The organism is Streptomyces sp. NPDC059248 (assembly GCF_042753905.1).
Classification (GTDB): Bacteria; Actinomycetota; Actinomycetes; order Streptomycetales; family Streptomycetaceae; genus Streptomyces.
Window position 1 is genome coordinate 15,161 of the sequence record NZ_JBHYZV010000044.1, and the last position, 18,824, is coordinate 33,984.

15 protein-coding genes and 1 riboswitch are annotated in these 18,824 nt (G+C 74.2%); of the genes, 13 read left to right on the forward strand and 2 right to left on the reverse strand.

Translation table 11 applies throughout. The annotated features are described in order from the left end of the window. Positions 1 to 161 precede the first annotated feature (161 nt). The 10 genes from ACFXG1_RS19950 (at position 162) to ACFXG1_RS19995 (ending at position 10,509) form a co-directional block, all read left to right on the forward strand. Positions 162 to 1,139: a LysR family transcriptional regulator gene (locus tag ACFXG1_RS19950; RefSeq protein WP_384743845.1), complete on the forward strand. Its 978-nt coding sequence runs from the start codon at positions 162 to 164 to the stop codon at positions 1,137 to 1,139. Beyond that, entirely contained in the window at positions 1,136 to 2,239 is a 1,104-nt protein-coding gene (locus ACFXG1_RS19955; RefSeq protein ID WP_384743847.1) for a mandelate racemase/muconate lactonizing enzyme family protein, read from the forward strand. Before ACFXG1_RS19950 ends, ACFXG1_RS19955 begins: the two co-directional genes overlap by 4 nt. A 46-nt stretch (positions 2,240 to 2,285) precedes the next feature. Then, positions 2,286 to 3,170, forward strand: coding sequence for a catechol 1,2-dioxygenase (gene catA, locus ACFXG1_RS19960; protein ID WP_384723444.1), 885 nt, complete (start codon positions 2,286 to 2,288; stop codon positions 3,168 to 3,170). A 2-nt stretch (positions 3,171 to 3,172) separates the two neighbouring features. Then, positions 3,173 to 3,457 carry a muconolactone Delta-isomerase gene (locus tag ACFXG1_RS19965; RefSeq protein WP_384723441.1) on the forward strand — a complete coding sequence of 95 codons (285 nt, stop codon included), beginning with the start codon at positions 3,173 to 3,175 and terminating at the stop codon, positions 3,455 to 3,457. Beyond that, the gene (locus ACFXG1_RS19970; RefSeq protein WP_384743850.1) at positions 3,457 to 4,212 is read left to right on the forward strand and encodes a CoA transferase subunit A; all 756 of its coding nucleotides are present in this window, start codon (positions 3,457 to 3,459) and stop codon (positions 4,210 to 4,212) included. The genes ACFXG1_RS19965 and ACFXG1_RS19970 overlap by 1 nt, the downstream gene beginning before the upstream one ends. 79 nt (positions 4,213 to 4,291) lie before the next feature. Then, positions 4,292 to 4,936, forward strand: coding sequence for a 3-oxoacid CoA-transferase subunit B (locus ACFXG1_RS19975; RefSeq protein WP_384723929.1), 645 nt, complete (start codon positions 4,292 to 4,294; stop codon positions 4,934 to 4,936). Continuing rightward, positions 4,933 to 6,141, forward strand: a complete 1,209-nt coding sequence (locus ACFXG1_RS19980) for a thiolase family protein (protein WP_384743852.1) — start codon at positions 4,933 to 4,935, stop codon at positions 6,139 to 6,141. The genes ACFXG1_RS19975 and ACFXG1_RS19980 overlap by 4 nt, the downstream gene beginning before the upstream one ends. A 32-nt stretch (positions 6,142 to 6,173) precedes the next feature. Continuing rightward, the gene (locus ACFXG1_RS19985) at positions 6,174 to 7,034 is read left to right on the forward strand and encodes an alpha/beta fold hydrolase (protein ID WP_384724098.1); all 861 of its coding nucleotides are present in this window, start codon (positions 6,174 to 6,176) and stop codon (positions 7,032 to 7,034) included. Positions 7,035 to 7,085: 51 nt separating this feature from the next. Further along, a complete protein-coding gene (locus ACFXG1_RS19990; RefSeq protein WP_384743854.1) occupies positions 7,086 to 8,738 on the forward strand; it encodes a sigma-54-dependent Fis family transcriptional regulator in 1,653 nt (550 codons plus the stop codon). Between the two features lie 325 nt (positions 8,739 to 9,063). Then, the gene (locus tag ACFXG1_RS19995) at positions 9,064 to 10,509 is read left to right on the forward strand and encodes an aldehyde dehydrogenase (RefSeq protein ID WP_384743856.1); all 1,446 of its coding nucleotides are present in this window, start codon (positions 9,064 to 9,066) and stop codon (positions 10,507 to 10,509) included. A 71-nt stretch (positions 10,510 to 10,580) separates the two neighbouring features. Here ACFXG1_RS19995 and cobN read toward each other — a convergent pair whose 3' ends face one another. Further along, the gene (gene cobN, locus ACFXG1_RS20000) at positions 10,581 to 14,198 is read right to left on the reverse strand and encodes a cobaltochelatase subunit CobN (RefSeq protein WP_384743858.1); all 3,618 of its coding nucleotides are present in this window, start codon (positions 14,196 to 14,198) and stop codon (positions 10,581 to 10,583) included. 52 nt (positions 14,199 to 14,250) lie between these two features. Then, positions 14,251 to 14,328, reverse strand: a riboswitch (cobalamin riboswitch). A gap of 103 nt (positions 14,329 to 14,431) precedes the next feature. Between cobN and ACFXG1_RS20005 the strand changes: the two genes are divergently transcribed. Genes ACFXG1_RS20005 through ACFXG1_RS20015 form a run of 3 tightly spaced genes read left to right on the forward strand, consistent with a single transcriptional unit; the run spans position 14,432 to position 17,924 of the window. Further along, positions 14,432 to 15,739 (forward strand): cobalamin biosynthesis protein CobG, encoded by a 1,308-nt coding sequence (locus ACFXG1_RS20005; protein ID WP_384743860.1) that lies wholly within the window; start codon positions 14,432 to 14,434, stop codon positions 15,737 to 15,739. Then, positions 15,736 to 16,407 (forward strand): precorrin-8X methylmutase, encoded by a 672-nt coding sequence (locus ACFXG1_RS20010; RefSeq protein ID WP_384743862.1) that lies wholly within the window; start codon positions 15,736 to 15,738, stop codon positions 16,405 to 16,407. The genes ACFXG1_RS20005 and ACFXG1_RS20010 overlap by 4 nt, the downstream gene beginning before the upstream one ends. Further along, complete coding sequence (locus ACFXG1_RS20015; protein ID WP_384743864.1) at positions 16,404 to 17,924, forward strand: precorrin-2 C(20)-methyltransferase; 1,521 nt, start codon at positions 16,404 to 16,406, stop codon at positions 17,922 to 17,924. Before ACFXG1_RS20010 ends, ACFXG1_RS20015 begins: the two co-directional genes overlap by 4 nt. Here ACFXG1_RS20015 and ACFXG1_RS20020 read toward each other — a convergent pair. After that, positions 17,909 to 18,790 carry a cobalt-precorrin-6A reductase gene (locus tag ACFXG1_RS20020; protein ID WP_384743866.1) on the reverse strand — a complete coding sequence of 294 codons (882 nt, stop codon included), beginning with the start codon at positions 18,788 to 18,790 and terminating at the stop codon, positions 17,909 to 17,911. The two genes, ACFXG1_RS20015 and ACFXG1_RS20020, sit on opposite strands and share 16 nt — an antisense overlap. Positions 18,791 to 18,824 lie beyond the last annotated feature (34 nt).

The following is an 18,824-nucleotide window of genomic DNA, read 5'->3' on the forward strand; positions in this document are numbered from 1 at the left end:
CCCGGACATTCCCCCAGGGTTGACCCAGGGGGGTATTGATATCTCCGGCGTCTCAATACCCTGCGATCAGATATTTGCGGGATATGGGGGCCGCTTCCTACGCTGAAGCGCAATCGAGGGCCCCGCCGGTCGGGAAGTCGAACGGGAAAGAGGCAGCCCCGGTGGAATTGCGGCATCTTCGGTATTTCTCGGCCGTCGCCGAGACCTGCCATTTCGGAAAGGCGGCGGAGCAGTTGCACATGGCCCAGCCGCCGCTCTCCCAGGCCATTCGCCGACTGGAGGCGGAGCTGGGGGTGGAGCTGTTCACCCGTACCACCCGGCAGGTCGCCCTGACCGGGGCGGGTGAGGTGTTCCGTACCGATGTGGCGCGCATTCTGCGGGCCGTCGACGAGGCGGTGGCGCGGGCGGGGCGCTTCGCCTCGGGTGTGGAGGGCGTCCTGCGGGTCGGCCTCACGGGCTCCGCCTCGTACCGGCAACTGCCCGCCCTGGCACGGCTGCTGAAACGCGAACTGCCGCACGTGATGATGGAGGTGCATACCGACTTGCTCACCCCGGCCCAGGAACTCGGACTGGTCGAGCGGCGCCTCGACGTCGGCGTGCTGCGCCCGCCGGTGCGCCGGGAGGGCATCGCCCACCGGCCGCTGGCGGACGAGCCGCTGGTGGTGGCCGTCCCCGCGGAGCACTGGCTCGCCGGAGCCGGTGGTGTCCCGGTCGGCGGGCTGCGCCACGAGGACTTCGTGATGTACGGCGCCGGCCTGGGCTCGGTCGTCAACGACGCGGTCGTCCGCAGCTGTACGGCCGCCGGATTCACACCGCGCCTCGCCTACGAGGTCGCCGAGACCTCCGCCGCCCTGGCCCTGGTCGCCGCGGGGCTCGGGATCGCCGTCCTGCCGGACTCCGTCCGTTCCGCGCCCCGCGAGGGCGTGCGGTACGAGGAGCTGACGGACGCCGTGTCCGTACCGCTGGCCCTCGCCTGGCGCGCGGAGGACGGAGGCTCCCCGCTGCTGCGGAACTTCCCCGCGGCGCTGGAGCGCGACGGCTTCTTCCCCGGGCCGGACCCGGGCGATCCCCACCGACCTCAAGGACCCAACGAACCCCAAGGATCCAGCGGCCCCCAAGGACCCCAAGGAACGATATGAAGATCATCGGGGTGGAGGCGATCCCCTTCGCCATCCCCTATACGAAGCCCCTGGCCTTCGCCAGCGGCGAGGTGCGCACCGCGGACCATGTCCTGATCCGGGTGCGTACCGACGAAGGGCTCGTCGGAACGGCCGAGGCACCGCCCCGCCCCTACACCTACGGCGAGACCCAGGAGTCGATCGTCGCCGCCGTCGACAAGCTGTTCGCGCCGCGGCTGCTGGGCCTGACCGTGCTGGAACGGGAGACGGTCCACGCCCGGCTGGACCGGACCGTGGGCAATCCGACGGCCAAGGCGGCGCTCGACATGGCCCTGTGGGACCTCCTCGGCCAGGCCGCCGGAATGCCGGTGTCCGGACTGCTCGGCGGCTTCGCCGACCGGATGAGGGTAAGCCATATGGTCGGCTTCGCCCCGGCCGCCGAGATGGTCGCGGAGGCCGAGCGGTGCCGTGACACGTACGGCATCACCACCTTCAAGGTGAAGGTCGGCCGGCGGCCCTACCGGGACGACGTCGCGGCCTGCCGGGCGCTGCGCGAGGCGCTCGGCCCGGATGTCGGGCTGTATGTGGACGGCAACCGCGGCTGGACGGCGGCCGAGTCGGCGCGCGCCTTGGCCGAGATGGCCGATCTCGGGCTGCTCTTCGCCGAGGAGCTGTGCCCCGCCGACGATGTGCTGGGCCGCCGCTGGCTGGTCGCCCGCAGCCCGGTCCCCTTCATCGCCGACGAGAGCGCGACCCGGCCCGCCGAGGTGACCCGGGAGCTGCTCGGCGGCTCCGCCACCGCGATCAGCGTCAAGACCGCCCGGACCGGTTTCACCGGCTCCCAGCGGGTGCTGCACACCTGTGAGGCGCTGGGCGTGGAGGTGGTGATGGGCAATCAGATCGACGGCCAGATCGGCACCCTGTGCTCGGTCGCCTTCGGCGCCGCCCACCGCTCGTCGGCCCACTACGCGGGCGAGCTGTCCAACTTCCTCGATATGTCCGACGACCTGCTCGCCGAGCCGCTGACCATCACCGGCGGCACCCTGCGCGTCCGCGAGGGCGCCGGGCTCGGCATCCGTATCGACCCCGACAAGCTGGCCCGCTACCGGCAGGACAGCTGACCTCCACCGACCTCCGCCGACCTCCACGAAAAGGCATGGGACCGTCATGACCGACATCGTCACCGAGACCTCCGCCGAACAGGCGACCGCCGCCGCGTCCGGGGCCGCCGCCACCGAGCGGTTCCGCGACCGGCGGGAGACACCCGCCGGGACCACCGCCGCCGCCGACACCGACACCGCCCGCGTCGACACCCTGGTCTCCGAACTGCTCGCCGCCGCGCACGACATCGTCCGCCGCCACCGGGTGACCTACGCCGAGTACGACGCCCTCAAGGCCTGGCTCATCGGGGTCGGCGAGGACGGCGAGTGGCCGCTCTTCCTCGACGTATGGCTGGAGCACGTCGTGGAGGAGGTCGCCAACGAGGACCGGCGGGGCAACAAGGGCACCATCGAGGGCCCGTACTACGTACCCGGTTCGCCCCGGCTGCCCGCCGACGCGGTCCTCCCCGCCCGCGACGGCGAGCAGGGCACCCCGCTCCTCTTCGAGGGCCGGGTGACCGGCGTCGACGGTACGGCGCTCCCGGGCGCCGAGGTGGAGATCTGGCAGGCCGACGCCGACGGCTACTACTCGCAGTTCGCGCCCGGTCTGCCCGAGTGGAATCTGCGGGGCACCGTCGTCGCCGACGACGAGGGCCGGTTCCGGATCAGGACCGTGGAGCCGGCGCCGTACCGGATACCCACCGACGGCTCCTGCGGACGGCTGATCGCGGCGGCGGGCTGGCACGCCTGGCGCCCCGCCCATCTCCATCTGAAGGTGTCGGCGCCGGGACACCGGCTGATCACCACCCAGCTGTACTTCCGGGGCGGGCGGCACGTCGACGACGACATCGCCTCCGCCGTCAAGCCCGAGCTGGTCCTGGACCCCGAGCCGTCGGCCGAAGGATCCGGCCGCCGGGCGCGCTACGACTTCGCCCTCGACCGGGAGAACTGACGATGCTGTTCGCCGTACGGATGGACGTGGCGATCCCGGCCGGTCTCGACCCGGCGGTCCGCGCCGACCTCGTGGCCCGGGAGAAGGCGTACTGCCGGGAGTTGCAGGAAGCCGGTGTCTGGCGCCATATCTGGCGGTGCGCCGGGCAGTACGCCAACCTCAGCGTCTTCGAGGTCGCCGACAACGAGACGCTGCACCGGGTCCTGTGGGACCTGCCCCTGTTCCCCTATCTGACGATCGAGGTCACCCCGCTCGCCCAGCACCCGTCCGATGCGGCGGCCGGCTGATGGACAAGACGGTGGCGACGGCCCGTGAGGCGGTGGCGGATCTGCCCGACGGCGCGTCCCTGGCCGTGGGCGGGTTCGGGCTGAGCGGGGTGCCGGACGTGCTGATCGGGGCGGTGTACGAGCGGGGCGTCGGCGGACTGCGGGTGGTCTCCAACAACTGCGGGGCGCTCGACCGGGGTCTGGCGGTGCTGCTGGCCGCGGGGCGCATCGCCCGGGTCACGGGCTCGTACATCGGCGCGAACAAGGAGTTCGCCCGGCAGTACCTCGCCGGTGAGCTGGAGGTCGAGCTGATCCCGCAGGGCACCCTGGCGGAGCGGCTGCGCGCGGGCGGGGCCGGGATCCCGGCCTTCTTCACCCCCGCCGGGGTGGGCACCCAGGTCGCCGACGGCGGTCTGCCGTGGCGCTACGACGGCTCCGGCGGGGTCGCCGTGGCCTCGCCGCCCAAGGAGGTCCGGACCTTCGACGGTACGGAGTACGTACTCGAACGCGGGATCCGGACCGATTACGCGCTGGTCCGGGCCGCGAAGGGCGACCGCCACGGCAATCTCGTCTTCCGCAGATCGGCCCGGAACTTCAACCCGCTGGCGGCGACGGCCGGACGGATCACCGTCGCCGAGGTCGAGGAGCTGGTGGAGCCCGGCGAACTGGACCCGGACTCCGTACATCTGCCGGGGATCTTCGTCCAGCGGGTGCTGCCTCTCACCCCCGGGCAGGCGGCCGACAAGGAGATCGAGCGGCGGACGGTGAGCGAGTGATGCGAAAGGTGAGCGGCTGATGCGGATGGTGAGCGACGGATGCGGACGGTGAGCGACGGATGCGGACGGTGAGCGACTGATGGCGTGGACACGGGCCGAGATGGCCGCGCGGGCCGCGCGCGAACTGAGCGACGGGCAGTACGTCAATCTGGGCATCGGGCTGCCCACCCTGATCCCCAACCATCTGCCGCCGGGGGTGGAGGTGGTGCTGGAGAGCGAGAACGGGATCCTGGGCACCGGCCCGTACCCGGCTCGCGACGCGCTCGACCCCGATCTGATCAACGCCGGGAAGGAGACCGTCACGGTGCTGCCGGGGGCGTCGTTCTTCGACTCGGCCCTGTCGTTCGGGATGATCCGCGGCGGGCATATCGACGTCGCCGTGCTGGGCGCGATGGAGGTCTCCGCCCGGGGCGACCTGGCGAACTGGGCGGTCCCAGGAAAGCTCGTCACCGGGATCGGCGGGGCGATGGACCTGGTCCACGGGGCCCGGACGGTGATCGTGGTGATGACCCACACCGCCAAGGACGGCTCCCCGAAGATCCGTACCGCATGCTCGCTGCCGCTCACCGGCCGGGCGTGCGTCGACCGGATCGTCACCGATCTCGGCGTCCTCGACGTCACCGGCGACGGTCTGGTGCTGGTCGAGACCGCGCCCGGGGTCTCCACCGCCGAGATCGCGGAGCGGACCGGGGCCGAAGTGACCGTACGGAAGGAAACACCGTGAGGACCGTCTACGTCGTCGATGCCGTACGCACCCCGATCGGGCGGTACGACGGCGCGCTGGCCGCCGTCCGCCCCGACGACCTGGCCGCGCACACCGTCCGGGAGCTGATGCGCCGTACGCCGGGACTTGACCCGGCCCGGGTCGACGACGTCTGCTTCGGCAACGCCAACGGGGCCGGTGAGGAGAACCGGAACGTCGGCCGGATGGCCGCGCTGCTCGCCGGGCTGCCGACGTCCGTGCCGGGTGTCACCGTCAACCGGCTCTGCGCGTCCGGTCTGGAGGCCGTCGTCTCGGCGGCCCGTACCGTCGCCTGCGGTGACGCGTCGGTGGTCGTCGCCGGGGGTGTCGAGTCCATGACCCGGGCACCGTGGGTGCTGCCGAAGAGCGACGGGCCGTTCCCGGCGGGCGACGCCCGGCTGTACTCGACGACCCTGGGCTGGCGAATGGTCAACCCCGCGATGGATCCCCGGTGGACCGTGCCGCTCGGCGAGTCGGCGGAGCTGATCGCCGAGCTGCACGGCATCGACCGCGAGCGGCAGGACGCCTACGCCCTGGAGAGCCACCGCAAGGCGGCCCTGGCGCGGGCCGAGGGGCTGTTCGACGCCGAGACCGTGCCGGTGACGGTGGCGGTGGCGCGGCGCAAGGGCGGGCCGAAGGTCGTCGCCGACGACGAGTGCGTACGGCCGGACGCGTCGCTCGCCGCGATGGCCGGGCTTCGGCCGTCGTTCCGTACCGAGGGCGGCACGGTCACCGCGGGCAACGCCTCACCGCTCAGCGACGGCGCGGCGGCCCTGCTCCTGGTGGACGAGGCCGGCCTGGCCGCCACCGGCCGGGAACCCCTGGCCAGGATCGCCGCCACCGGCCTCAGCGGTGTCGACCCGCACCTCTTCGGGCTCGGCCCGGTCGAGGCCGTCGACCGGGCCCTCGCGAAGGCCGGCCGGACCTTCGCCGATCTCGACGTCCTCGAACTCAACGAGGCGTTCGCCGCCCAGGTACTGGGCTGTCTCGCCGCCTGGCCCGAGCTGACCCCGGGGGTCCTCAACCCGTGGGGCGGTGCGATCGCCCTCGGTCATCCCCTGGGTGCCTCCGGCGCCCGGCTCGCCGGGACCGTCGCCCATCAACTGGCGCGTCGCGGCGCGGGCGTCGGGGTCGCCACCCTCTGCGTCGGTGTCGGCCAGGGCCTCGCCCTCGTCCTCGAACGCTGACACCGCCCGTCCAGTACATCGCAGGAGTACCCGTGCTGCACCATCACCTCAGCGGGCCGCCCGAAGCGCCGCCGCTCGTCCTCGGCCCGTCCCTGGGCACATCGGCGGCGGTCTGGGAGCCCGTACTGGCATCCCTGTCCCGCCGTTTCCGGGTGCTCCGCTTCGATCTGCCGGGGCACGGCGGCTCGGCGGCGGATCTGCTGCCCGCCACCGGGCCGGGCCGGACGACGGTCGCGGATCTCGCCGCCCTCGTCCTCGCCGTCGCCGACCACCACGGCTGGCAGCGCTTCCACTACGCGGGCATCTCTCTCGGCGGCGCCGTCGGCGCCCTGCTCGCCGCCCGCCACGGACGGCGGGTGGCATCGCTCGCGCTGGTCTGCTCGTCCGCGCGCTTCGGGCCCCCGGAGCCCTGGTACGAGCGGGCCGAGCTGGTACGGCGGCGGGGCACCGCGCCCCTGCTCGCCACGAGTCCCGGCCGGTGGTTCGCCGCGCCTTCCACCGCCGGGACCCCGTTCGGCCGGACTCCGTTCGGCCGGACCCTGCTCGACGCGCTCGCCGCCGCCGACCCGGCCGGCTACGCGGCCTGCTGCGACGCCATCGCGCGCTACGACCTGCGGCCCGAGCTGGCCGGGATCACCGTCCCCACCCTCGTCGTCGGCGGCCGTCACGACACGGCCACGCCCCTGGCGCACGCCGAGGAGCTGGCGGCGGGCATCCCGTACGCGTCCCTGACGGTGCTCGACTGCGGCCATCTCGCCGTGGAGCGTCCCCTGGAGCTGGCCGACGCGCTCACCGCCCACCTCCTCGCGGTCCCGGCCCCGGACGGCGCGGCACCGGCCCGGGACGGCGCGGTTCCGGCCCCGGGCGGGGGGCGGCTTCCCCTCCCCGATTGAACCGTTTTATCCTGCGCGTAGGCCGTGTGGAACACCTTGTGGGAGGTCGCTGTGCGTTCCGGTGACACCGCCTTGCGCCCGGAGATAGCCCACTCCTGGTGGCGCTCCGAGCGGAGCGGGCTGAGCCCGGCGGCGCCGAATCTGCGTCTCGAACCCGACGCGGTGGACCCGCGCGGCCGGCTGGCGGACGCCGCCGAACCGGTACTCGCCGAGCTGGCGCGCCAGCTCGGCGACACGGACTTCTGTGTCGTCCTCGCCGACCGCGCGTCCCGGATCGTCGACGTGTCCGTCACGGCCCGCCCGCTCCGGAAGCGGCTGGAGGCCCTGGGCGTGGTCGCGGGCGGGGTGTTCCTGGAGGAGACCACCGGGACGAACTCGATCGCGACCGCCCACGAACTGCGCAGGGGCGTCGCCGTCCACGGCACGGAGCACTATCTGGAGCCGTTCAAAGGGTTCAGCTGTTACGGGCATCCCATCAGCCATCCCGTGACCCGCCGACTGGTCGGCGTCCTCGACATCACCTGCCCCAGCGACCACGACTCCCCGCTGCTCGCCCCGCTCGTCGCGCGGGCCGTCCGCGATATCGAGGAGCGGCTGCTGGAGACGGCGCGCGCCGCCGAGCAGCGGATGCTCGCGGCCTTCCGGGCGGCGGCGGGCCGCGGCCGGCCGGTCCTGGTCCTGGGCGAAGGGGTGGTCCTGGCCGACCCGGAGGCGGTGGAGCTGCTCGACCCCGTCGACCATGCCCGGCTGCGCGAGACGGCTGCGGGCCTCGGCCTCGGCACGGGCGGCGGCTCGACCGAGGAGCGGCGGCTGCCCGCCGTGGCGCTCACGTCGGGCCGTACGGTCTCGGTGACGTTCCGGGCCGTCGCGCCCGGTTCGGACGGGGTGCTCGTCGAGTTCGACGCCCCGCGCGAGGCCGGGCCCCGGCGCCGTTCGGCGGCGGGGCCGTCCGACGGACCCGTGCCCGGCACCCCGGTCTATCTCGGCGGCGAACCCGGCACCGGCCGGACCACCGAGGCCAGGACCCAGGCCGGTGCCGATCCGGCGCGTACCGTCGTCCTCGACGCGACGGACGCGGTCGTACGGGGCGAGGCCGCCTGGCTGACGGCCTGGGAGCGGGCCCTGGCCGGCCGGCCCGAGCTGCTGATCGTCGAGGACGCGCCGGTCCTCCCCGATATCTGCTCCCTCCGGGTGCGGCGGGCCGTGGAGGAACGGCCCGGCCCCTGGATCGTGCTGACGGGCGCCCCCGTCGCCGAGCTGACCGGATCCGGCGCCGCGCTCGCCGCCGCCTGCCCGGACCGGATCGAGCTGCCCCCGCTGCGGGAGCGCGCCGGTGAGCTGCCCGGTCTGGTCAGGTCCGTCCTGGCGGAGCTGGGCGCCGCGGAACGGCTGCGGTTCACACCCGCGGCGCTGGCCGCCCTGGCGGGCCAGCCGTGGCCCGGCAATCTGCGGGAGCTGCGGACCGTCGTCCGCGCAGCCGCCGAGCGCCGTTCGGCGGGCGACATCACTCCCCGTGATCTGCCCGAGGGGTACCGGAACGCCCCCAGGGCCCGGGCCCTGACACCGCTGGAGCGCGCCGAGCACGACGCGATCACGGCGGCGCTGCGGGCGTGCGACGGCAACAAGCTCCGGGCCGCGCGGCGGCTGGGCATCAGCCGCACCACCCTCTACAGCCGGATGCGCGTCCTCCGTATCACCGTCTGACGGGCGGCCGGGCACCCGGCGGCCCGTACCACCCCACCGTCCGGCGGCCCGTATCACCGTCCGACGGGCCGCGGGGCGCCCGGCGGGTGTCCAGGATCCGAACAGTTCGCGCGGCGCGCGCGGCCCTACTGTGCCGAACGGAAACCTTTCGGCAAAGGAGCCGCACCATGCGCAGCGACGCCGCGCGCCCCGGGGAGGGGTGTGCCCGAGCGGCCGCCCCTCGGTGGACGTACGCGCCCCCGGGCCCCGACGCGGCCCGCCGCCGGGCCCTGCCGGTCTCCCCCACCCCTGGCACGCGTCACCCGCAGCACCGAGGAGCCCTGTGATGGATCTGCGTTACGACACCTTCTTCATCGGCGGCGCATGGGTCCGCCCGGCCACCGGCCGGACGATCACGCCCGTCGACGCCAGTACCGAGGCACCGCTGGGCTCGGTACCCGAGGGCACGGAGGCGGACATCGACCGGGCGGTCGCCGCCGCCCGCGCGGCGTCCGACGACCCGTCGGGCTGGGCGGCCTGGGAGCCCGCCCGCAGGGCGGAGGTGATGGAGCGGCTCGCCGACGCGATCGACCGGCGGTCCGACGGCTTCGTCGAGCGGGTCAGCGCCCAGAACGGTATGCCGGTCGCGGTCGCCCGCCAGCTGGAGACCGGCTATCCGAGCGCCATCCTCCGCTTCTACGCCGGTCTCGCCCGGGAGCTGTCGGTCTCGGACACCCGGCCGGGGTTCTTCGGCGGCTCGATCGAGGTCCGCAAGGCCCCGGTCGGTGTCGTCGCGGCGATCGTCCCGTGGAACTTCCCGCAGGCCCTGACGATGTTCAAACTCGCCCCCGCCCTGGCGACCGGCTGCACGCTCGTGATCAAGCCGTCGCCGGAGACCGTGCTCGACGCCTATCTGCTGGCGGAGGCCGTGGCGGAGGCGGGGATACCGGCCGGTGTGGTCAATATCGTCCCGGCGGGCCGGGAGGCCGGTGCCCATCTGGTGTCCCATCCGGACGTCGACAAGGTCGCCTTCACCGGCTCCACCGCGGCGGGCCGCGCCATCGGCGAGGCGTGCGGGCGGCTGCTGCGTCCGGTCACGCTGGAGCTGGGCGGCAAGTCCGCGGCGATCGTCCTCGACGACGCCGATCTGGACCTGGGGCGGATCGGTGAGGGCCTGTTCGGCGCCACCCTCCTCAACAACGGCCAGACCTGTTTCCTCGGTACCCGCGTCCTGGCACCGCGCCGGCGCTACACCGAGGTGGTCGACGCCTTCACCGCGTTCGCCGCCTCCCTCCCCGTGGGCGACGCCGCCGACCCCGCCACCCGGATCGGACCGCTGGCCACGCCCCGGCAGCGCGAGCGGGTGGAGTCGTACATCGCCAAGGGTCTCGACGAAGGCGCCCGGCTGACGACCGGCGGCGGCCGCCCGGCCGGTCTCGAGCGGGGCTGGTTCGTCCAGCCGACGGTCTTCGCGGACGTCGACAACCGTTCGGCGATCGCCCAGGAGGAGATCTTCGGCCCGGTGCTGGCCGTGATCGCCTACGACGACGAGGACGACGCCGTCCGGATCGCCAACGACTCCGACTTCGGTCTGGGCGGTACGGTCTGGACCGCCGACCCGGCCCGCGGTGCCGCGATCGCCCGCCGGGTCCGTACCGGCACCATCGGCGTCAACCGGTACATCCCCGACCCGGCGGCCCCCTTCGGCGGCGTCAAGTCGAGCGGTCTGGGCCGTGAGCTGGGCCCGGAGGCCCTGGCGGCGTACCAGCAGACGCAGACGATCTACCTGTGACCGGGGTGCCGGGCGAACGGTAGTCCGGCCAAGGCCGGGGGCGGGCACGATCCGCCCCCGGCTCCCGTACGTCAGTCCTCGTCCTCCAGATCGCCTTCCGTCGCCAGATACGCCTCGCGCAGGGCCGCCAGGACCGCCGGGTCCGGCTTCTCCCACAGACCGCGGGACTCGGCCTCCAGCAGCCGTTCCGCGATGCCGTGCAGGGCCCACGGGTTGGCCTCCTGGAGGAAGGCTCGGTTCGTGGGGTCGAGGACGTAGGTCTCGGTGAGCTTGTCGTACATCCAGTCGGCGACGACGCCCGTGGTGGCGTCGTAGCCGAAGAGGTAGTCGACGGTGGCGGCGAGTTCGAAGGCGCCCTTGTAGCCGTGGCGGCGCATCGCCTCGACCCACTTGGGGTTGACGACCCGGGCGCGGAAGACCCGGGAGACCTCCTCCACCAGGGTGCGGGTGCGGACCGTCTCGGGACGGGTCGAGTCGCCGATATACGCCTCGGGGGCGGTGCCGCGCAGGGCGCGGACCGTGGCGACCATGCCGCCGTGGTACTGGAAGTAGTCGTCGGAGTCGGCGATGTCGTGTTCGCGGGTGTCCGTGTTCTTCGCCGCGACCGCGATCCGGCGGTACGCGGTCTCCATCTCGTCCCGGGCCGGGCGGCCGTCGAGTTCGCGGCCGTAGGCGTAGCCGCCCCAGACCGTGTAGACCTCCGCCAGATCGGCGTCGGTGCGCCAGTCTCGGGAGTCGATGAGCTGGAGGATTCCGGCGCCGTAGGTGCCGGGGCGGGAGCCGAAGATCCGGGTGGTGGCGCGGCGTTCGTCGCCGTGGTCGGCCAGGTCGGCGCGGACATGGGCGCGGACGTGGTTGATCTCGGCGGGCTCGTCGAGGGCCGCGACCAGCCGGACGGCGTCGTCGAGGAGGCCGATGGTGTGCGGGAAGGCGTCCCGGAAGAAGCCGGAGATCCGGAGGGTGACATCGACCCGGGGGCGGCCCAGCTCCTCGTACGGGACGGCCTCGATGCCGGTGACCCGGCGCGAAGCGTCGTCCCAGACGGGGCGGACGCCCAGCAGGGCGAGGGCCTCGGCGACGTCGTCGCCCGCGGTGCGCATGGCGCTGGTGCCCCACAGGGACAGGCCGACGGAGGTGGGCCACTCGCCGTTGTCGTCGCGGTAGCGCTGGAGGAGGGAGTCCGCGAGGGCCTGCCCGGTCTCCCAGGCCAGCCGGGACGGGACCGCCTTGGGGTCGACGGAGTAGAAGTTGCGGCCCGTCGGCAGGACGTTGACCAGCCCGCGCAGGGGCGATCCCGAGGGGCCCGCCGGGACGAAGCCGCCGGCGAGCGCGTGGACGGTGTGGTCGAGTTCGGCGGTGGTCGCGGCGAGCCGCGGGACGACCTCGCGGGCGGCGAAGTCGAGTACGGCGGCGACCTCCTCGCCGTGTTCGGTGGGGACGGCCGCCGGATCCCAGCCGGCGGCCTCCATGGCCTCGACCAGGGCACGGGCCTTCGCCTCCGCGGCGTCGGCCGTGGTGCGGGTCGCGGCGGACTCGTCGAGCCCGAGGGCCTCGCGCAGTCCGGGCAGGGCCGTGGTGCCGCCCCAGATCTGGCGGGCGCGCAGGATGGCGAGGACGAGGTTGACCCGGTCGGGCCCGGCGGGCGGGGCACCCAGGATGTGCAGCCCGTCGCGGATCTGGGCGTCCTTGACCTCGCACAGCCAGCCGTCGACGTGGAGGAGGAAATCGTCGAAGCCGTCGTCGTCGGGGCGGTCGGCGAGACCGAGGTCGTGGTCGAGCTTCGCGGCCTGGATCAGGGTCCAGATCTGGGCCCGGATCGCGGGCAGTTTCGCCGGGTCCATCGACGAGATCTGGGCGTACTCGTCCAGGAGTTGTTCGAGGCGGGCGATGTCGCCGTAGGAGTCGGCCCGGGCCATCGGCGGCACCAGGTGGTCGACGAGGGTGGCGTGGACGCGCCGCTTGGCCTGGGTGCCCTCGCCCGGGTCGTTGACCAGGAAGGGGTAGACCAGCGGCAGATCGCCGAGGGCCGCGTCGGGGCCGCAGGCGGCGGAGAGTCCGGCGTTCTTGCCGGGCAGCCACTCCAGATTGCCGTGCTTGCCCAGGTGGATCATGGCATCGGCGCCGAAGCCGCCGTCGGCCCGGGAGGCCGCTATCCAGCGGTAGGCGGCCAGATAGTGGTGGGACGGCGGCAGATCGGGGTCGTGGTAGATGGCGATGGGGTTCTCGCCGAAGCCGCGCGGCGGCTGGATGAGGACGAGCAGATTGCCGTACCGCAGCGCCGCGAGGACGATATCGCCCTCCGGGTTGCGGCTCCGGTCCACGAACATCTCGCCCGGAGCGGGACCCCAGTGCTCTTCGACGGCGGTCCGCAGCTGCTCCGGCAGGGCGGCGAACCAGCGGCGGTAGTCGGCGGCCGGGACCCGGACCGGGTTGCGGGCCAGCTGCTCGTCGGTCAGCCAGTCCTGGTCGTGGCCGCCCGCGTCGATCAGGGCGCGGATCAGCTCGTCGCCGTCGCCGGACGCGAGGCCGGGTATGTCAAGGCTGTCGGGGTCGGCGGAGTCTGCGGGGTCCCCGAAGTCGTAGCCCTCGGCGCGCAGCCGTCGCAGCAGGGCGACGGCGCTCGCCGGGGTGTCGAGACCGACCGCGTTGCCGATCCGGGAGTGCTTCGTCGGATAGGCGGAGAGCACGAGCGCTATGCGCTTGTCGGCGGGCGCGATATGGCGCAGCCGGGCGTGGCGTACGGCGATCCCGGCGACGCGCGCCGCGCGCTCGGGGTCGGCGACATACGCCGGGAGGCCGTCGGCGTCGATCTCCTTGAAGGAGAACGGCACGGTGATGAGCCGGCCGTCGAACTCGGGTACGGCGATCTGGCTGGCCGCGTCCAGCGGGGACACGCCCTCGTCGTTCTCCTCCCAGACGCTGCGCGAACCGGTCAGGCACAGGGCTTGCAGAATCGGTACGTCGAGGCCGGTGAGGGCGCCCGCGTCCCAGGACTCGTCGTCGCCGCCCGCGGACGCGTCGGCGGGCTTGGTGCCGCCCGCGGCGAGGACCGTGGTGACGATGGCGTCGGCGGCCCGCAGCTCCTCGATCAGCTCGGCCTCGGGGGCGCGCAGGGACGCCACGTACAGCGGCAGGGCCCGGCCGCCCGCGTCCTCCACGGCCGTGCAGAGGGTGTCCACGAAGCCGGTGTTGCCGCTCATGTGGTGGGCGCGGTAGTAGAGCACCGCGATGGTCGGGCCCTCCTGGCCGGCGCGTGCCGTCCGCTCCAGCGGCCCCCAGGTGGGCGCGGGCGCCGGGGCGTCGAAGCCGTGCCCGGTGAGCAGCACGGTGTCGGAGAGGAAGCGGGCGAGGTGCTCCAGGTTGGCGGGGCCGCCGTGGGCGAGATAGGCGTGCGCCTCGGCGGCGATGCCGACGGGCACCGTGGAGGCGGCCATGAGCTGGGCGTCGGGGGCCTGTTCGCCGGTGAGGACGACGACGGGGCGGCCTTCGGCGAGCAGCAGGTCGAGGCCGTCCTGCCAGGCGCGTACGCCGCCGAGGAGGCGGACGACGACGAGGTCGGCGCCGTCGAGGAGGGCGGGCAGGTCGTCGAGCGGGAGCCGGGAGGGGTTGGCGAAACGGTACGGCACAGGACCGGCCGCCGCCCGTGCGCTCAGCAGGTCGGTGTCGGACGTCGACAGGAGCAGGATCATGCGGCGCCTGGCCTTCCTCGGGGTCCGCGCCCCGGGTGGTGTCGGACGGCGGGAGTTCCTGGCTCACCCGGCTCCGTGGGAGCCGGGCTCACAGTGGCGGGACCGCGCCGGATTCGCACCGGGCTTCCTCCCCTGTCGCCGTCGCGGCGATGGCGGATCGGATGATCCACCGATGAGCATAGTAAGGGTCGCGTCCGCAAAGGGCGGAGAGTGCGTCCGGTGTGATGGTCGGTATGCTCGCCGCCATGTCCACGGCGCCTCTCCCTTCGTCGTCCCAGGCCACAGCGGTCCCACGGGACCGGGGCGACGCCTGCCCGGGGACGCTGCGGCTGCACGCGGCCGACGACGGCGCGCTGGCGCGGATCCGGCTCCCCGGGGGTGTGCTCACCGTCCCGCAGGCGTCGGTCCTGCTGGCGGCGGCCCGGGAGCGGGGCGACGGGGCGCTGTATCTGACCTCCCGGGGCAATGTCCAGCTGCGGGGGCTGCCCGACGGCTGCGGCGCGGAGCTGGCGGCGGAGCTGAACGCGGCCGGGCTGCTGCCCTCGTACGGTCATGAACGGGTCCGCAATATCGTCGCGTCCCCTTTGTCCGGTCTGGACGGGCGGGGGTTCTGGGATGTCCGGAACTGGCCGGCCGCCCTGGACGCGGAGTTGTGCGGGAGCGCGGCGGCCCGGGAGCTGTCGGGCCGGTTCTTGTTCGCGCTCGACGACGGCCGCGGGGACGTGGCGGCGCTCGGCGCCGATCTGACGGTACGGGCCGGGGCCGGGGGCGGCGCGCAACTCGGCGCGGGCGCCTCGGACGAGGCGCTCTCGGTGTCCGCGGAGGACGCGCCGCGGGCCGCGCTGCTGGCCGCCGAGGTGTTTCTGGAGCTGGCGCGGGAGGGCGGCGCGCCGGTGTGGCGCGTCGCGGAACTCCCCGTACCACCCGACGAATTGACACGTGCCATCCGGGAGCGTCTCGCGGCCCGCGGTATCGCGGCGGAGCCGGTGGCCCGGGACCGTGCCACGACCGGGCCGCCGCCACCCGGTGCCGTGGGCTCCGCCCTCGTCGTCCACGCCCCGCTGGGCCGTCTCACGGCGGACCAGTGGCTCGCGCTGACGGAGACCGCGGCCGGGGCCGGTGACGGCGAACTCCGGCTGACGCCGTGGCGCGGGGCCGTCGTCCCCGTCCGGGGGCTCGGCCCCCGGGACGCCGCCGACGCCCTCCGCGGACTGGCCGGCACGGGGCTCGTCACCGGGCCCGAATCCCCCTGGCTACGGGTCGGCGCCTGCATCGGCAGCCCCGGCTGCGCCAAGTCCCGGTCCGACGTACGGGCGGACGCGGCCCGGGCCCTGTCCGCCGCCGGCCGGTCCCCGCTGCCGCTGTACTGGTCCGGGTGCGAGCGGCGCTGCGGCCGCCCCCCGGGCGACCGGATCGACGCGGTCGCGGCCCCGGACGGCGGCTACCACCTCACCACCACCGGTCCGCGGCAGGCGCCGCGCACCGCCTTCCTGGAAGACCCCTCCCGGCTCGCCGCCGCCCTGGCGGCGATCGCCCCATGACCCGTACGACGACCGAGAGCAGCGAGAACACCACCGTGACCCCGTACGCATACGAGAAGGACGGCGCGGCCATCTACCGCCGGTCCTTCGCCACCATCCGCGCGGAGGCGGACCTCTCGGCCCTGCCCGACGACGTCGGCCGGGTCGCGGTCCGCATGATCCACGCCTGCGGCATGGTCGACCTGGTCCGCGACATCGTCCACACACCGCATGTGGTCGCGAGCGCCCGGGCCGCCCTGCTCGCCGGGGCGCCCGTCCTCTGCGACGTGCAGATGGTGGCCAGCGGGGTGACCCGCAAGCGGCTGCCCGCCGGCAACGACGTGGTGTGCACGCTCTCCGACCCGGCCGTGCCCGGGCTGGCCGCGAAGCTCGGCACCACCCGCAGCGCCGCCGCCATGGAGCTGTGGCGCGACCGCCTCGAAGGCTCCGTGGTCGCCGTCGGCAACGCGCCCACGTCCCTCTTCCGGCTGCTGGAGATGATCGAGGAGGGCGCGCCGCGGCCCGCCGCCGTCATCGGCGTACCGGTCGGCTTCGTCGGCGCCGTGGAGTCCAAGGACGCCCTGGCCGCCCACCCGTCCGGTCTCGAACACCTGATCGTCCGGGGCCGTCGCGGTGGCAGCGCCATCGCCGCCGCCGCCCTCAACGCGATCGCGAGCGAGGAAGAATGAGCGGCAAGCTGTACGGTGTCGGGCTCGGCCCCGGCGACCCGTCCCTGATGACACTCCGGGCCGTCGAGGTCATCGCCGGGGCCGATGTGGTCGCCTATCACAGCGCCCGGCACGGACGCTCCATCGCGCGCTCCATCGCGGCCGGGCACCTCCGCGCCGACCAGATCGAGGAGCCCCTGGTCTATCCGCTCACCACCGAGACCACGGACCATCCCGGCGGCTACCGGGGCGCGATGGAGGACTTCTACACCGAGGCGGCGGCCCGGCTCGCCGTCCATCTCGACGCGGGGCGCACGGTCGCGGTCCTCGCCGAGGGCGATCCCCTCTTCTACGGCTCCTACATGCATATGCACAAGCGGCTCGCGGACCGCTACGACACCGAGGTGGTCCCCGGTGTCACCTCGGTTTCGGCCGCCGCGGCCCGGCTGGGCACACCCCTCGCCGAGGGCGAGGAGGTGCTGACGATCCTGCCGGGCACGCTGCCCGAGGAGGAGCTCACCGCACGGCTCGCCGCGACCGACGCGGCCGTGGTGATGAAGCTGGGGCGGACCTTCCCCAAGGTGCGCCGGGCCCTGGAGGGCGCGGGACGGCTGGCGGACGCCCGCTATGTGGAGCGCGCCACGATGGCCGGGGAGCGGCTGGCCCCGCTCGCCGACGTGGCCGAGGAGTCCGTGCCGTACTTCTCGGTGGCGGTCCTGCCGAGCCGGGTGGACGCGGTGCGTCCGGCAAAGGCGCCGGGGTCGGGGGCGGATTCGGAGCCGGAGTCGGCCGGTGAGGTCGTCGTGGTGGGGACGGGGCCCGCGGGGCCGCTGTGGCTGACGCCGGAGACCCGGGGCGCGCTCGCCGCCGCCGACGACCTGGTCGGCTACACCACCTATCTGGAGCGGGTCCCGGTCCGGCCGGGGCAGCGCAGACACGGCTCGGACAACCGGGTCGAGGCCGAGCGCGCCGAGTTCGCCCTGCGGCTGGCCCGGGAGGGCAGGCGGGTCGCCGTCGTCTCCGGCGGCGACCCCGGGGTGTTCGCCATGGCCACGGCGGTCCTGGAGGTGGCGTCGGAGAAGGAGTACGCCGATGTACCGGTACGGGTACTGCCGGGGGTGACCGCCGCCAACGCGGCCGCCGCCAGGGCCGGGGCACCGCTGGGGCACGACTACGCGACCGTGTCCCTGTCGGACCGGCTGAAGCCCTGGGACGTCGTCGAGGAGCGGCTGCGCGCGGCGGCGGGCGCCGATCTGGTGCTGGCGCTGTACAACCCCGGTTCCCGGAGCCGGACCTGGCAGGTCGGCAAGGCCCGTGACCTGCTGCTGGAGTACCGGACGCCGGAGACACCGGTCGTCGTCGCGCGGGATGTGGGCGGCGCCGGCGAGCGGGTGCGGATCGTCCGGCTCGGGGAGCTGGACCCGGCCGAGGTCGATATGCGCACGATCCTGCTCGTCGGCTCCTCGCAGACCCGGGTCGTACGGCGGGGCGACGGCGAGGAGGTCGTCTGGACGCCCCGCCGCTACCCGGAGGCGTGACTCCCCGGGTTCCCGCCCCCGGCGGGCCGCTCCGGAGGTCCCCCGGCGGCGGCCGGGCCGGGGTCCGGGGGCGTGTCCGGAAGTCCCCCGGCGGCGAGGTCGTGGGCCGGGGGCGTACCGAGTCCGTACGTCTCCCGGATCCAGCGCGTCGCCGCCTCGGGTCCGGGTACGACGGGCACCCCGTCGGGCACCGGCGGTCTGCGGACCACGACGACCGGCAGACCCGCGTCGCGGGCGGCCGTCAGCTTCGGCGCGGTGGCCTCTCCCCCGCTGTCCTTCGTGACCAGGACGTCGATCCGGTGGGCGCGCAGTACGGCACGCTCCCCGTCGAGGGTGAACGGGCCGCGGTCGAGGAGGACCTCGGTACGCGCGGGGCGCGGGGTTCCGGGCGCGTCCACGGAGCGGACGAGGAACCACAGGTCGTCCTGGTGGGCGAAGGCCGCGAGTCCCATCCGGCCGGTGGTCAGGAAGATCCGGCGGCCGAGGCCCGGCAGCAGTCCGGCCGCCTCGTCGAGCGATCCGGCCTCGTGCCAGTCGTCCCCCGGGACCGGGTCCCAGCCGGGCCGCCGCAACGCCAGCAGCGGCACCCCGGCGGAGGCGGCGGCCGCGGCCGCGTTGAAGCTGATCGTGCCGGCGAAGGGGTGGGTGGCGTCGACGAGCAGGTCCACGGCGTGCGTCCGCAGCCAGTCGGCGAGGCCGTCGGCTCCGCCGAAGCCGCCGATCCGGACCTCACCGGGCGGCAGCCGGGGCGCGGCGACCCGTCCCGCGAGGGAGCTGGTGACGCGGGCGCCCGGCACCTCCCCGGCCGCCAGCAGTCCGGCCAGGCGGCGGGCTTCGGTGGTTCCGCCAAGAATCAGTACATGCACTTCGGATCCGTTTCCGGCATATCGCTGCCCTTTC